This is a genomic window from Wolbachia endosymbiont (group A) of Campoletis raptor (genome assembly GCF_964026755.1).
Lineage (GTDB): Bacteria > Pseudomonadota > Alphaproteobacteria > Rickettsiales > Anaplasmataceae > Wolbachia > Wolbachia pipientis.
The window spans coordinates 655,839-671,209 of sequence record NZ_OZ034695.1 but is presented as its reverse complement, the minus strand read 5'-3'; the positions used below and the strand labels follow the sequence as shown (position 1 = coordinate 671,209).

Below are 15,371 nucleotides of genomic sequence, written 5' to 3'. Positions count from 1 at the left end.
GTGTATAAATGCTGTGTTTCCAAGATATTATAGGATTACTTTGTTAAATATTCCCTACTCCCAGGTTTTGTTATGGGTAGTTGTTTTAATTCACTTGGAAGTTCTTCCTCGCTGTAGTTTTTGATGTTCAGTTCAATCAAAGATATGACAGGAAAAGGCAGTTTCGTTTCACTATTTCTCTTTATCAAAGAAGCTTCAGCAACAACTTTACCTCCTTCCCCTTCTGCACATTCCACTGCTTCAAGTGAAGATTTACCTGTGGTTATTACATCTTCAATGAGCAATATTTTCTCACCCTTTTTGATCTTAAATCCACGGCGTAATTCAAACTTACCATTAACGCGCTCGCAAAACATTGTCTTTATTCCAAGCTGCCTGCCAATCTCATAACCCACAATTATTCCACCAATTGCAGGAGATAATATTAAATCTATGGAGCTATTTAATTCTTTTTTTATTTTATCTGCTAATAATGCGCAAACTTTCATGGCTCTGCTTGGATTTTCAAAAATCTTCGCACACTGTATGTATGTGTCACTATGCAGCCCGGATGATAAAACAAAATGCCCATGCAAAATTGCTTCTGCTTCTTTAAATTCTTTTATTATTAGGTTATTTTCGTCTAATATCATTTTTTAAGTTTCACTATTACATTCTTTATTAATTATCTGAGTGATACAAACATCAGACCACACATTTATTGCAGTTTCAAACATATCGATGATTGTATAAATAGGCAAAATCAGTCCCATAATATGCAGAGGAACATTCATCGACATGAGATAACTGGTTGCCATAAAATAGCACCCCATCGGCACTCCAGCGTTACCAATTGCAGCCCCTGTAGCTAAAAAAATCCATATCAACATTTCGCTTAAGGAAAATACGTATCCGTTCATTTCTGCAACAAACATTACAGTGATTAGTATAAATGCAGCACATGCATTCATGTTAATTGTTGTGCATATTGGTAAAATAAAAGACGATAATTTCTTTGGCACCTTTAGCTTGTTCTGCACACATTCTATAGTTGTTGGCAATGTTGCACTGGATGATTTAGAAAAAAACGCAAGTGTGAGTGCTGGCATAACCCCTTTCAGCGTTTGAATTGGTGATATGCCTTTATACCACATAAATAGCGGTAAAATCAGAAATGCCTGCACAAAATTTGCAGACATTATGCAAACAAAATACCATAAAAGATTGTAGAACTCACTACCGCCTTTTAATTCATGTAAAAAACAAGTAATAAAAGACCAAACAGCAAGCGGAATAAATTTTAATAACCCTTGAGCAATTTTAAGTAGCGTATCAAAAAGTGCAGAGAATACTTGATATAATATATCCTGCTTTTCTTTTGAAAGTGAAACAATAGCTCCACCCATCAAAAAAGCGATTAATATGCTACCAATCATATTATTTTCAAGAAAAACTTGCACAAAATTAGAAGGAATGAGTGATTTTAAATATGAAAAATAACTGTGGTTATTGCTGTTAATACTCCCTATTGTATTACTTATGAAATTTTTTCTTGCTGGATCTATTAACAAATAAAACGATAATGCAACAAACGCAGCTATAATAGTTGTAAGCAGAGTATAAAATAGTGTTTTCTTAACTAAGACTTTGATTTCAATTGAGTCTTTGAGCCCGGAAATTGTGGAAACTATGGATAAAAAAACCAGAGGTAAGCTTATTAATTTGAGCAAGCTGATAAAGATATCACTAAATAGCTTTGCTATTTCAAATATGATTTCATTGTTTAGGTAGTAAGCAACTATTGCAAGCAGTATAGAAAAAAGTATTGCAAACTTGTGCATTGAAAATAAAACTTCAAAGTAACATTATACAATAATTTTGCTGTTTTGGAATCAGATTGATAGACAAAATAACTTTACAGATTAGGGAAAGATAAGAGGATGTGTTTATTCGGAGACAGTGTAAGATTTCTTAATTTAAATTTAGGTGCACTTAGCCCATTCTGGTGATAACAAATTGGAATAGATAAGATATGATAACTAACTCTTCTGCGAGTATATAGTTTTGCCGGACACAACAGTACGTACTACGTGTCCTTTTACTTTGCGACCATCGAAAGGAGAATTCTTTGATTTACTAGCAAAGTTGTCAGTTTTAATTTCCCATTCATGATTGAGGTCAACTAAAATTAAGTCTGCAGCAAGGTTTTTTTGTATACGACCACGTGGTATGTGTATTATATCTGCAGGCTTATATGTCAATTTTGCAAGCACATCAAGTAGACCCATTTGCCCACTGTGATAGAGTTCAAGTGAAAGGGGCAGCATTGTTTCAAGACCAACAATACCAAATGCAGCATTTTCAAGTGGTAGATCTTTAGAACTACGATCATGCGGAGCGTGATCAGTTGCAATGCAATCAATCACACCTGTCTTTAAACCTTCAACCATAGCTAAACGATCTTCTTCAGTGCGAAGCGGCGGATTCATTTTTGCAATTGCCCCATGTTGTTTTACTATATCTTCAGTCAAAGTGAAGTGATGAGGGGTTACTTCGCACGTAACATTTAATCCCAAATCTTTTGCACGTTTAATAGCATCAAGTGAATCTTTTGAAGAGACATGTAGAATATGGTAGTGCACATTTTCCATATCCTTCATTAGCAGTATATCACGATTTACCATAACCGATTCTGACGCACTCAAGATCCCCTTTACTCCCAATTCTTCAGAAATTTTACCTTCGTTGATTGCGCCACCAGCAGATAAATTTAAATCTTCTGCATGTTGAGCAATAGGGACATTCAGCATACTTGAATAAAGCAGTGCCTGTCTCATAATCATTGGGTTCATAACTGGCATGCCATCATCAGTGAACCCAACCGCACCTGCTTCCTTTAAAAGTGCCATTTCAGTCAACTTTTCTTCCGAAGTGGTGATTTTAGCGTAAAATTCAACGTTTACATGTGAAGTTTCAAGTGCTCTATATTTCAAATATTTAGCCAAAATAACGCTATCAATTGCTGGAACAGTGTTTGGCTGACAAACTACAGTTGTAACTCCCCCCGCAGCTGCAGATTTGCTGCCTGTATATATAGTTTCTTTATGTTCCTGGCCTGGTTCACGAAAATGTACGTGAATGTCAATAAGGCCTGGCATTAGAACAAGCCCTTTACAGTCTATTGTTTCATCAACTCCACTTGTTGAAAATAATGATTCACCAAAGTCAACAATTTTATCCCCTTCAGTCAATAATGAACCTTTTATATCAAGTTTAGTTTCCGGGTCGATAATACGAGCATTAGTATACGCAATTTTATAGCCTTCCTTTTGCCCTGTTTGCAACAAATCCCAAGTTTGAGTCATTATATTTGAGTATCGATTATAAAATAAATCTAAAGTTTTTTTAATAAAACACAACCAAATTAAAACACAGACTAAGTGTATGGTCCCAGAGTGTGATGGTGTGGATTTAGTATAAATAATTCTGGAGACTGTGTCCACTGATAACATATAAATTCATAAGGAGTAAGACCCTTAAGAGTTTTGAGTCTCTTTGCATAATTATAAGCCATAACAAAGTTATAAAGGTGTTCTTTAAGTTGCTGGTGCGATTGATAGTAATACTTCTTAACTGTAGCATCCTTTAAAGTTTTATTCATACGCTCGACTTGCCCATTCGTCCAAGGATGGCTAACTTTTGTCAAACGATGTTCAATAACATTCTCTTCGCAAACTCTATCAAATATATGTTGGAAAGCATACTTATGACGCTTCTGGTTTGTAAATTGTATACCGTTATCTGTCAAAATAGTATGGATTTTATACGGTAAAATTCTAATCAAATTACGTAAGAACTCAGCAGCTATGGGTTTTGTAGCACTGTTACACAACTCAACATAGGTAAATTTGGATGTCCTATCAATAGCAACAAACAAATGTAATTTGCCCTCCTCAGTTCTAACTTCAGCAATATCAATATGAAAGTAACCGATAGGATATTGTTTGAATTTCTTTTTTGACTTAACTTCTCCATCAACAGTTGGTAATCTGCTAATGTTGTGTCTTTGTAAACAACGATGCAAGCTAGAGCGAGTCAAATGCGGAATTGTAGACTGCAGAGCGTAAAGGCAATCATCTAGTGGCAGTAGTGTATACTTGCGAAATGTAACTATTATAGCTTCCTCTTCTAGCGTTAAAACAGTTGATCTTGGATGCTTTGGACCCATATCAGCATCTTTCGTAAATGAACGTTTTCTCCACTTAATAATAGTTTTTGGATTAAGGTTATAATGCTTGGAGAGTTTTGCTATGCTCTCTTTTCTATTTTGTATTGCTCTACGAATCGTCTGTGTTGTTTTGGCGCACCCATGTAATATCTGTCCCATAATGACTCCTTAAATGATGATGATAGTATACCATCACTCTCTGGGACCATACACTTTGCTTCATGTATATCATCAATTATTTCCTCGAATTCTTCCACATCATCCATTTCTTGCGGCGCACTTTTTAATATCGCTTTTATTTGGTTTAAGTTTTGACGAATTTTCTCCTGATATCAAACAATTCTCTCTTGATATATATCAATCATTTTTTGACATGCGTTGCCTCTAAATGGATGTTCTTTTTTCTCTTTTATGTAAGAATTTTGAAAGTCTTTACAGTTAAGGATTGCTTCTCTATGTTTTTTTATGTCATTAATTGCGCTGATTATCGACTTATCTATTTTCTTTAAATTTTCTTCCCGTTCTTCTCTTTTAATTATACTTTTGGATTCATTTTTTATCTGGTTCATTTTGTCATACAGGTTTCTGCATCCTTTGTAAGATGCCATTGGTTGTAACATTCCTTCTTTTACACCTTTATTGTAAAAATTCTTCAACTCATCACTTGATAGTATTGTTATAGCATCTTCCCTTTTACCTTGTGATTTAGGATACTTTTTATTCAATAAACTAACATGATTTAACAAGAAATCTCTAACTAGCCCTTCTTTTTTTACTTCGGATAATCTTTCTAGTGTTTCTATATATTTCAGAGTTTCCGCAAAGAGCTGTCCACCAGAGGGAGCAAATCCTTGAAGTGATTTACTCTGTGCTTTACAAAAATCGGTTTGTAAAAAATCTTCAGCTTGTTTTTTTATTACTGAAAGTTCATTAAAGGCTTTTTCTGGATTGATTTTTCTCAAAATACTAATAGCTTTTCTAATCGCTTTTTCTCTCTTTTTATTATCTTGCTTTTCATTTAATATGAGATGTTCAGTTTTGGTAAAAGCATTACCTTGATCACTCTTTGCAATGTTACAAACGATGTTTTTTACAACTTCTTCGGTTGCTGCATAATCTATTTCTTTTGCAAAGCAGTCAACAAATGATTGCCAAACTTTTTTATTAACAAGTTTACTTGTCTTATTTTCAAAATCTTCTATATCTTTGAATCCTAAAATAGTATAGAGATTTTTTTCGATTATTGGTTCGGCATGTTGTTTTGCCACTTTACCTTTTATATTGAATGGAAATTTACTAATCTTAGTTGTACCCACAATGTTACCTCAATATTAACGCTATCTATAAAAGTATAAAGATTTAATATTTAATTTTTAATTAATACTAGCACAGCTAACTACGGGAGCATTATGCTAGCATCAATTAACACTTTAACTTCTTACTTGTCATCAGTAATATTGTTTATATAAAAACTATAATTTTTTATGCCTGAACTTGGGAATATATTGCTATTGCTAGCCTGCTTATTGTCTTTGACATATTTGTTTTTACCGCTTAGTTCTTGTCGGTTTATTACCACTGCCATATTTTTTTGTGTATCAGCGTCAATGGCTATTTTGATCTACTGCCACATTACAAATGATTTTTCACTTGAAAACGTATACTACCACTCACACACAACAAAACCTTTGATCTACAAGATTTGTGGTGTTTGGGGAAATAAAGAAGGGTCCATGTTGCTTTGGGCATTAGTGCTTACCTTTTACCTATTTCTGATGGATATTTTTACTGATAACGACAGTAAATTGAAGAAAGTATCCTTGATCACCCAAGGCTTGATTTGCTTTTGTTTTTTACTGTTCACTTTACTTGAATCCAGCCCCTTCACTAAAATGCCAAGCGTTGAAAAAGATGGTCTTGGTTTTAATCCGATATTGCAAGATATAGGCCTTGCTATTCATCCACCGATATTATATTTGGGGTACCTTGGGTTTAGCGTTCCTTTTTCGCTCTCTATAGCTGGATTAATTGCAAAAGTTGAAGGAAATGTTTGGGCTAAAATTGTCAGGCCTTGGGTACTTATTTCTTGGTCGCTGCTCACTTTGGGCATCAGCTTGGGTAGCTGGTGGGCATATCGCGAACTTGGGTGGGGTGGATTTTGGTTTTGGGATCCAGTGGAAAACGTTTCTTTGATGCCGTGGCTAATTGCAGTAGCGCTGACACATTTGTTGCTCGTGGTACGGAATTTCAATGTTTTAAAGAACTTTGCTATTTTACTTACGCTTACAACTTTTATATTGAGTGTGACTGGAACATTTCTAGTCCGCTCAGGAATACTCACCTCAGTGCACACGTTTGCAGATGATCCAAGGTATGGACTGTATATATTAGCTCTACTTGGTGTAATTACAGTCAGTAGCTTAGTAATATTTGTAGTATTTACGAGAAAAAATCACACGTCTGCGATGTCATTCCAATGCTTGACACTGGAATCTGAAAAGAAACCTGCTACTCAAGTGACAGAGGGTAGAAGATTCTTTTCACGCCTTACGATGATGCTGATGAACAATTTATTATTCATCACTGCCTTTTTCATTGTGTTCGTTGGCACTTTATACCCTACAGTGCTCGAATATTTAACCGGTGAATTAATTTCAGTTGGAGCACCATATTACAATTCTTTATTTAATCCTATTGCACTGGCTATTCTAGCCCTCACGATAATTGGGCAATACTGCAGTTGGCAGGGAAATAGTCTATTGCCAATATTCCGTGAATATAGATTTTCATTTTGTAGTGCTGCAGCTATTTTGCCGTTTATTTTTCACATGGAGCTAATAATTGTGCTATCAATTACTATCTCCATAGCATTATTAATCTTTGTTTTAGAAGCATACAGTAAAAGAATTTGTTTATTTAAGGTAGCATTTGGTGAATCAATTTTATTAGCAAGAAAAGTTTCTAAATCCTACTATGCAATGATGGCAGCTCATGCTGGAGTGGCAATTCTAGTGCTTGGTATAGCATATTCGGTTGGTTGGCAGGAGAAAAAAGAAAATTACTTAAAAATAGGGGATAGCATAACAGTCAATAAATTTAAAGTTACTTTACGAAATATTGAGCTAATAAAAGAAAAAAATTTCCATGCAGTGAGAGGTACAATGTATATCAGGAATTTGCTGAATAATAAGATATTAGGTGAGATGACCCCTGAATATAGATTTTACCTTGCGGAAGGTCAAAAAAATGTTGAAAGCAGTATCTACCACAATTTGCTTTCTGATATTTATGTTGTAATTGGAGAGATTGATAAGAGTAAGAGCAAAATTGCAGCTAAAGTGCACTATAAACCTGGAATGTCTATAATCTGGCTTGGATCCTTTCTCATCGCTTTTGGTTCGCTCTTTGCTGCTTTTCCTTTTAGTAAACGGGCGAAGGTTGTCTAGCTGTCGTGGATTTATTAACAACGCTCCTAGGTCCAGAGTGCAATATATGAGAAATTACCGGGCTATAGATACTGATTTGCAAAGGTTAGAACCAAAGAAAGTTATATTTTTTTATTGACAGACCTATATATTACGATATTCACTAAGGGATTAGTGAGTAATGGTTATACAATATGAATGGTGGGGTATCAGGCAAGGAAAAAGTTATACGCACTGCTTTCGATTTTAAGGAGCCTTACAGCGATTGGCGTCAAATTTTTAAACGTCCTAATCAACAGTATAACCCTTCCAACTATGATTCGTCGAGCGAAATAAATGAACACGATATAGAAACTCAAAAGATTAAAGAAGATGATGGCCATGATTCAGGTATTAGTTCCGATGATGAGGATGACCGGACAACTTATACAGCAGTACAATTAACTAATGATTCTCTTGATAGCCAAAGATATACAGGAATATATATTCCAACAACAACTGATGGTTGGGTAGGTGAAAATAATCATCAGACTGGTTTATCAGGTAATTTGCCAGACGGAAGTAATAATCCACAAATTTTTGAAAGTACTGATTCAGTAGAGCATAATTCTACCTGCAATGATCATGTAATTTGTGATTCAGGTCACAATTCTGACGATGAGGATCAGTTTAAACTGTTGTACGAAAAGGAGAAAATAGAAGCACAAAATAATCAAAAATATACAGAAAATGTATGTAATCCAACAAATGGTGGTTTGTTAGGTGAAAGTGATAATCAACAGATTTCTGAAGATACAGAAATAACTTCTGATTGTAATCCAGATGATTCAGATCCAAAAGGGAATGAGGGCTATGGTTCAGATGGTTCTTGTGAAAGTAAAGAAAATTTGACAAAGGGCGCTGGTGGTAGTAATCAGACTTTTGAAGGTGAACAGAAAAGCTCAGAATTTCCGAAAGTTGACAATTGGTTAGATAGTGATGGGAACTCAGAAGATAGTTCGGACTCAAAAAAGGGTTCGTACTATAGCTCAGGTAATTTTGATTCAATGGAGTTAACAGATGATTTGGATTCAGAAGATGATAATCCTTTTCTAAAAGACTCACTTTTTATGAAACTAAAAATGTCGTTAACTCAAAGTAAACAGGATCTGATTGATAAATGCTGTGGGGAGGTGAGAGGTATAACAGAACAAAATGAACAAAAAGATATAAAAAATACTCCAGAAAGTATTAAGTGCATAGTAGCTAAATACTTAGAAAAAGAAGTAATGTTAAATTTAAAATGTAGTTGTTGTAACAAAACTGTAACAAATACAGTATTTGAAGAAATAAAAGATCTAAGAGGTTGTCCGGAAACAAGTAAATTCAAGCATATTCCCTCTTTAACATAACCCTACTCATAGCTAGGTATATGAAATTCTCAGTGGATGTTGTGAGTAAATCATACTCCTTCGATAGCCTTCTATTCCTATTAACCCAAGCAAAAGTCCTTTCTACAACCCATCTTCTTGGCTGTACTTTAAACCCTTGTTCTCTTGTTGGTAGTAGCTCAGGTGGCGTATCTTTGTGCACCCAAAATCTACATGGAGGCCTTGTAACAATTTCAATATCTATGTCATATTCTTCCTTTATGTGATTCTTTAAATTTCTTCCTTGGTATCCCATGTCAGCCCACATTTTTTTAACTTTAGTATATTTTGTTCTCATATTGTTTAATGCTATTTTAATACCATCTCTATCATTTTCGTTAGCAGCGCCTACGTAACAACCTAGTATAAAACCCTGAGTGTCTGTAATTATATGCCTTTTTCTACCCTTTACTTTTTTACTTCCATCATAGCCTTTGATCCCCCCTTTTCTGTAGTCTTTACAGATTGACTATCTACTATACAGGCACTCGGCTGCTCATTCCTTCCTATTTTTCTTCTACTATATTTTGTAATTTCATAATTCATTTTCTCAAAAATTCCCTGCTTCTTCCATTGCCTGAACTGCTCATACACAGTCTTCCATAGCGGAAAATCATTTGGTAAATACCGCCATTGACACCCTGTACGCAATACATAGAAAATTGCTTCTAATATTTCTCTTTTGCTATACTTTGGCGGCCTTCCTCCTTTCTTGTATGATACTCTGAAGTGTTTTTCTATTCTTGCCCATTCCCTTTCGCTTAGATCTGTTGGATACTTTTTTCTCATCTTTACCCCGTACTAAAATTTCAGATATTATAGCCTTTTACTTGTTTCCGGACAACCTCTTACTAGTGGTAGTCATATAAGTAACAGAAGTAACACTTTTGTATTTGATAACTTTCCCTATCAAAGTAAAGATAAAAACTGTAACAAAGAAAGTGAAGATCAAAACTGTAACAAAAAAAATGAAGTGTCCGAAGAGGACATTATCAAAAGCATTGTTAGTAATTTATTGTTAGAAGGTGGGAAGGTAAAACGCCATAATTTTTTCGATGGGAATGAGTTTGAGCAGATAGTTACTTGTAATGGATTTGATGATGGTCTTTCTGAGAAATGTAAGGAAATTGAAAGCAAGCTAAAAGGTTTAGCATATGAAAGTATTGTAAACAAAAGCAAGCAGACTCAAAATGTATTAGGAGTAGACAAGGATAATAGATATTTTTATATGGAGTACTCGCAAGATAGTATTGTTGAAGTTGCAGAAATCCTAAACAATGAAAAAGCCAAAGACTTAAATTTAAGAGTTGGCATACTCAAAATTGGAGAAAGTATAGTAAGAGTTGAAAATGTAGAAGAAATAGGGGGAAAAAGAAATTACATGGATGTCTCAAAAGGTGGTATTGAAATGTCTTTTACTACTGAGGTAGGAGAGATAAGTATTTATCTAAGTCCTAGTGAGAAAGGCAGCAATAAAATAAAAGTGGAGATTGATGGGGAAAACAGAGCAAGGCTTAATGAGTTAAAAAATAGGGGAAAAAGTTTAGGGGAAAACTGTCTTTTAGGAGGAAAAAGTGTTGAGGAAGCTATAGAGCATGAAAGTTTTGAAAGATATGGCAGTGTACCTAACACTGCTATGAAGGAACCTAGCTTAGGTTGCGTTGCTAACATAGCAAGGGGGGATAAGCTTGCAGAGATAAAATGATGGGCCAAATTGGCGGTATTTTGCTCTTGTAATGTACTTCAAAATTGCAAAGTTTGCACTAGATAGAACTTAATTGACAGACAAGAATCAACTGACAGAAAAATTTACATAGTCAAACAATCACAGAATAAACTAGTGAATTTTTTGAAAAGTATATAAAATTCAAGTTTAAGTAAATAGCATGGCACTTAGACTCATTCCAGATAACCTCAATATAAAATTTAGTAAATATAGGGATTTGACTGCATTAATTAGCATTATTCTTATCATCTTTTCAATATTCACTGTTGTGCTGCGTGGAGTGAACTTAGGCATAGACTTTGCAGGCGGAATTTTGATAGAGATAAAATCTTCAGATGAGAATCACTCTATTCTCGATGCATTAAAAGAAAATGGTTTTACAGTGCAGAGTTCAAAAGCGGGTGATAATTTAGTCATGCGTTTTAAAGATGAAGGAGATGAAGATAAAATCAAAAAGATAAAAAGCATACTAGAAGAAAAGCTGGGGAGCTCAATAAGCTATCGTAAAATAGACTATGTTGGCCCACAAATAAGCTCAACACAAATATTTGAAGGAATGTTATCCATGTTGATCGCAATTGTTGGAATATTTTTTTACGTTTGGTTTAGATTTAATTGGCAATGTGGATTCAGTGGAATAACAGCACTGGTTCATGACGTGATTTTAACTGTTGGTTTTATTAGCCTAACTGGCATTGAGTTTAATATTTCATCAGTTGCAGCTCTTCTCACTGTCATTGGTTATTCAATCAATAACTCAGTAATTATATACGATCGGATTCGAGAGTATTGCAAGAGTGGTAAAAGTGGGCGGATGAGTGAGATAGTAGATGCAAGTATCAACGCTACATTATTTCGCACTATATTAACCTCGGGTACAACCCTTCTTGCTGCTCTTCCTTTGGCATTAATCTGCACAGATGCAGTGAAAGACTTCAGCTTGATCATTTTTTTTGGTATTTTGATTGGCACTTGTTCTGCAATATTTATTTCTGCTCCTATATTAACCTACAGAGCTTTGATAAGTAGATTGTAGAAGTGTTTAGTCGCGGTATAATATCAACTTATTATCTCTTATAGTGAAATGAAAATACCTTAAAAAGCTCATTCCAAGTAGTGAATGAGACATAGAATGAGTGTTAACGCTTGCCTGTACATCATTAATCAAAAAATTTCCTATTTTAACTTGAGGTATTTGAACCACTCCAGCTTTTATTTGACCTTTCGCAGTTTCATATATTTTAAAATCCTGAACATTTTGTAAGTTAATACCAACATGTAATGCGTCTTTTTGTGATAGAACAATATCGGTTGCTCCAGTATCAAGCAAAAACGTTATATTGCGATCATTGACTTGAGCCTGAATATAAAAGTGTCCATCATATGACTTCGTAAATTCAATACTTCCACTATTCTGACCGCTATTTTGAATTCTTCCTTTATATGGTAAAAAAGTACTGAGAAATCCGTCGCTTAGTTTGTCCCTTTGTGAATCAATAAGCATTGCAGTAGTGGCTATTATTAGCAACCAAATAACTAGATTTTTCACCGCGTTCATATTGTTAAAATTTGAAGCTATTAAAATAAATTTTAAAGATCAGCGTTAAAAGTTATTATTAAAAATAAGTAAATTTCATTGTTTTAGTACAATATTTAGTATACACTTTAAGAAGATATGTTTGATTTAATTTCATGTCAGAAGCAAAAAGTTTAATTTTGGCAGCTATCCTTTCCATGTTAATCATGGTGTCTTGGCGTATTATTTATGATAATTTTTTTAGTACAAACCAAAACCAGCCATTGATTGAAAATATTGAACATATCGAATCTTTTAACGACCTTGCTCCTATAATATACCAAAATCGTTCTGAAATTATTAATTCTACTCGAGAACAGAGGGTTAGTTTAACCAATAACATGATTAAAGGATCAATTTCTCTGAAAGGTGCAAGGTTTGATGACTTAATTTTAACTAATTACCACTTAGAACCGAGTTCTTCTTCTCCACAAGTGGTGTTACTGTCACCTGCAGAATCAAAAGATGTATATTTTGCAGAATTTGGGTGGCTCGATCCGAGTAACAAGATTAAAGTTCCAGATTCTAAAGCAGTCTGGCGAGCAGATAAACTTAATCAAAAAGAGGTCAATTTATCTTGGGACAATGAGAATGGCATTTTATTTAGAATGAAAATTAACCTCGACGATAATTACATGTTTAAAGTTGAGCAAGTTGTTGAAAATAATACAAAGGATAATGTAGTTTTGGTTCCTTATGGTAAAATTAACCGTAAACGTGACAATATCAACGAATCTTATTGGATATCCCATGAAGGAGTACTGGGTGCATTTGATAATAAACTAGAGGAGTGGACATATAAGGATATTTCCAAAAAACATTTAATAAAAGCAAGCACGAGTGAAAAAAATTGGTTTGGTTTTGCTGATAAATACTGGCTCACAGCCATCATACCTGAAAAATCTGATAAAATAAATGTAAGCATTAAACATACTAACGCTAATGATATTGATAAATTTCAAGTAGATTTTGTTAAGTCTTATAAGAGTATACTTCCTGGTGCAAGCACTTCTAATGTGAATTATTTTTTTGCTGGAGCAAAAAAGTTGAATTTACTGGATTCTTATAAGGATACTCTCAATATACCTTTGTTTGATAAAGCTGTAGATTTTGGTGTTCTTTACTTTATAACTAAACCAGTGTTTTTACTGCTTGAATACTTTAACTTCGTTTTAAAGAATTTTGGCTTAGCAATATTATTGCTGACTTTAGTAATCAAACTTTTGATGCTTCCCTTATCTAATAGATCATATGTTTCAATGTTCAAGGTGAAAAGCTTGCAGCCTGAGCTAACTCGTGTAAAAGAGTTGTATAAAAATGACAGCTTAAAGCGGCATAAAGAGACAATTGCATTGTTTAAGAGAAACAACGTAAATCCAATGTCGAGCATTTTTCCCATGCTAATACAAATACCGGTATTTTTTGCTCTATATAAAGTATTATTTGTTACTATAGAGATGAGGCATGCTCCTTTTTTTTTATGGATTAAGGATCTTTCAGCTCCTGACCCAACGAACATCTTTACATTATTTGGGTTGTTTAATTATAACTTTCCTGTTTCTATAGGCATTTTACCTATAATTTTCGGTGCCACCATGATAATTCAGCAGAAGCTAAGTGAGAAAGATCAAACCAGTAAAGATGATATTCAAGTAAATGTTATGAAGTTTTTACCTTACATTTCTGTCTTTATTTTTTCTTCTTTTCCTGCCGGCCTGGTAATATATTGGATATTTAGTAATATTATAACTCTAATTCAACAGTCATTAATAAAGTTGTTTTTAACAAAAAAAGTGGTAGTAAATGTCGAGAATACTAATAGTTAATTCGATTTATTATACTGAAATAGCGAACCTTTTGCTTGAAGGTGCAATTGATAAATTAAAAGGCAGTAATGCCAGTTACGATGTAGTTGAGGTTCCTGGTACATTTGAGATACCAGCTACAATTCTTTTTGCAGTCAAGAGTGGGCATACTAATTATGATGGTTATTTAGCTCTTGGGTGCGTAATTCGCGGTGAAACCGATCATTATCAATATGTTTGTAAAGGAGTAATTGAAGGCTTAAATGAGGTTGTTATGCATTATGCAATACCCCTTGGTATGGGTGTAATTACCGCTGACAGCAAAGATAAAGCACTAGTTAGAGCTGATAAAAACAAAAAGAACGTTGGTGGCCATGCAGCCTCAACTGTTTTGCGTATGATAGATTTACACAATAAATTAAAATAATGGAGGAAAAACCAGTAGATAAAAAGTGGCGCATAAAAAGAAGCACGGCAAGATTTCTTGCTGTACAAATTGCTTATTCAAATATTTTCGTAGGTTACAACAAAAGCACTTTTAAACTGGAAAATTGTGAGCTTAAGGACTACATAAATAAGTTGAAAGATATATTTGAATGTGAAGAATTTGAACATCAGTTCTTAGAAAACTTGTTATATAAGGTTATAAAAAGCAGTGAAGAATATGATAAAATAATAGAGTCTTATTTACACCCAAGTTGGTCCCTTTCACGGTTAAATCTTATAAGCTTATCTATTTTGCGTGTTGCAATATGTGAGTTAGCTAATTGTGATACGCCAGTTCCAGTTGTCATTAATGAATATACTAACATTGCATCTGATTTACTTGATAAACCAAGCGAAATTGGTTTTATTAATGGGTTATTGGATAAGGCAAAAGATGCAGTTAAATTAAATAAAAATCCTTAGCAATTATAGCCAGCAAGCACAAGGTGTCATCCGAGTAGCTGCTGTATGAACATTGTCTACCAGATCCCAGTGTCAGCTACTTGGATGACAAGAAAGGGAGCACTGGAATGACATTATCTGTTGTGCAATTTACCTTCAAAAATGAATGTTTGTACAGTTATGTGTCAAGCACTGGGATGACAAGAAAGGGAACACTGGAATTTTTGTTTCAGCATTAGCCATGCATCTAAACAGATACGTTGCCTTGAGAATCGCAACATCCATGCAGTTATGCGCGTAACACTAAAAATCAAAAAAAACAAAGAGGCAGACTT

The 15,371-nt window shown here is 34.1% G+C and carries 14 protein-coding genes and 1 pseudogene; 7 read left to right on the top strand and 8 right to left on the bottom strand.

The window, feature by feature from the left end; all coding sequences use genetic code 11:
* Positions 1 to 35: 35 nt before the first annotated feature.
* From pyrE to AAGD74_RS03385, 6 genes are all read right to left on the bottom strand, one after another.
* Entirely contained in the window at positions 36 to 632 is a 597-nt protein-coding gene (gene pyrE / locus AAGD74_RS03410; protein ID WP_006279657.1) for an orotate phosphoribosyltransferase, read from the bottom strand.
* Between the two features lie 3 nt (positions 633 to 635).
* Positions 636 to 1,820, bottom strand: coding sequence for a dicarboxylate/amino acid:cation symporter (locus tag AAGD74_RS03405; protein ID WP_010082165.1), 1,185 nt, complete (start codon positions 1,818 to 1,820; stop codon positions 636 to 638).
* A 198-nt stretch (positions 1,821 to 2,018) separates the two neighbouring features.
* The gene (locus AAGD74_RS03400; RefSeq protein WP_077188568.1) at positions 2,019 to 3,344 is read right to left on the bottom strand and encodes a dihydroorotase; all 1,326 of its coding nucleotides are present in this window, start codon (positions 3,342 to 3,344) and stop codon (positions 2,019 to 2,021) included.
* Positions 3,345 to 3,415: 71 nt separating this feature from the next.
* A complete protein-coding gene (locus tag AAGD74_RS03395; RefSeq protein ID WP_338482749.1) occupies positions 3,416 to 4,366 on the bottom strand; it encodes an IS481 family transposase in 951 nt (316 codons plus the stop codon).
* Positions 4,288 to 4,464 carry a hypothetical protein gene (locus AAGD74_RS03390; RefSeq protein WP_341810758.1) on the bottom strand — a complete coding sequence of 59 codons (177 nt, stop codon included), beginning with the start codon at positions 4,462 to 4,464 and terminating at the stop codon, positions 4,288 to 4,290. Before AAGD74_RS03390 ends, AAGD74_RS03395 begins: the two co-directional genes overlap by 79 nt.
* 75 nt (positions 4,465 to 4,539) lie before the next feature.
* Positions 4,540 to 5,475 (bottom strand): hypothetical protein, encoded by a 936-nt coding sequence (locus AAGD74_RS03385; protein ID WP_341810757.1) that lies wholly within the window; start codon positions 5,473 to 5,475, stop codon positions 4,540 to 4,542.
* Positions 5,476 to 5,691: 216 nt separating this feature from the next.
* On the opposite strand from AAGD74_RS03385, the gene AAGD74_RS03380 reads away from it, so the two are divergent.
* Complete coding sequence (locus AAGD74_RS03380) at positions 5,692 to 7,653, top strand: heme lyase CcmF/NrfE family subunit (protein ID WP_006279652.1); 1,962 nt, start codon at positions 5,692 to 5,694, stop codon at positions 7,651 to 7,653.
* Between the two features lie 173 nt (positions 7,654 to 7,826).
* A complete protein-coding gene (locus tag AAGD74_RS03375) occupies positions 7,827 to 9,023 on the top strand; it encodes a hypothetical protein (RefSeq protein WP_341810756.1) in 1,197 nt (398 codons plus the stop codon).
* On the opposite strand, the pseudogene AAGD74_RS03370 reads toward AAGD74_RS03375, so the two are convergent.
* Positions 8,998 to 9,830, bottom strand: a pseudogene (locus tag AAGD74_RS03370) (IS5 family transposase). The gene AAGD74_RS03375 and the pseudogene AAGD74_RS03370 overlap by 26 nt on opposite strands.
* Positions 9,831 to 10,014: 184 nt before the next feature.
* Between AAGD74_RS03370 and AAGD74_RS03365 the strand changes: the two are divergent.
* Positions 10,015 to 10,746 carry a hypothetical protein gene (locus AAGD74_RS03365; RefSeq protein WP_341810755.1) on the top strand — a complete coding sequence of 244 codons (732 nt, stop codon included), beginning with the start codon at positions 10,015 to 10,017 and terminating at the stop codon, positions 10,744 to 10,746.
* Positions 10,747 to 10,927: 181 nt separating this feature from the next.
* Complete coding sequence (gene secF, locus AAGD74_RS03360) at positions 10,928 to 11,803, top strand: protein translocase subunit SecF (protein ID WP_338482752.1); 876 nt, start codon at positions 10,928 to 10,930, stop codon at positions 11,801 to 11,803.
* Between the two features lie 6 nt (positions 11,804 to 11,809).
* Here secF and AAGD74_RS03355 read toward each other — a convergent pair whose 3' ends face one another.
* The gene (locus AAGD74_RS03355; RefSeq protein ID WP_341810754.1) at positions 11,810 to 12,325 is read right to left on the bottom strand and encodes a TIGR02281 family clan AA aspartic protease; all 516 of its coding nucleotides are present in this window, start codon (positions 12,323 to 12,325) and stop codon (positions 11,810 to 11,812) included.
* A gap of 134 nt (positions 12,326 to 12,459) precedes the next feature.
* Here AAGD74_RS03355 and yidC point away from each other — a divergent pair, with 134 nt between their 5' ends.
* From yidC to nusB, 3 genes are read left to right on the top strand one after another with little or no spacing between them, the layout of a single operon-like run.
* The gene (gene yidC, locus AAGD74_RS03350; RefSeq protein WP_341810753.1) at positions 12,460 to 14,169 is read left to right on the top strand and encodes a membrane protein insertase YidC; all 1,710 of its coding nucleotides are present in this window, start codon (positions 12,460 to 12,462) and stop codon (positions 14,167 to 14,169) included.
* On the top strand, positions 14,147 to 14,575 hold the full coding sequence (locus tag AAGD74_RS03345) for a 6,7-dimethyl-8-ribityllumazine synthase (RefSeq protein ID WP_006279647.1): 429 nt from the start codon (positions 14,147 to 14,149) through the stop codon (positions 14,573 to 14,575). The genes yidC and AAGD74_RS03345 overlap by 23 nt, the downstream gene beginning before the upstream one ends.
* Positions 14,575 to 15,057 (top strand): transcription antitermination factor NusB, encoded by a 483-nt coding sequence (gene nusB, locus AAGD74_RS03340; protein WP_007549265.1) that lies wholly within the window; start codon positions 14,575 to 14,577, stop codon positions 15,055 to 15,057. The genes AAGD74_RS03345 and nusB overlap by 1 nt, the downstream gene beginning before the upstream one ends.
* The last annotated feature ends 314 nt before the right edge of the window (positions 15,058 to 15,371 follow it).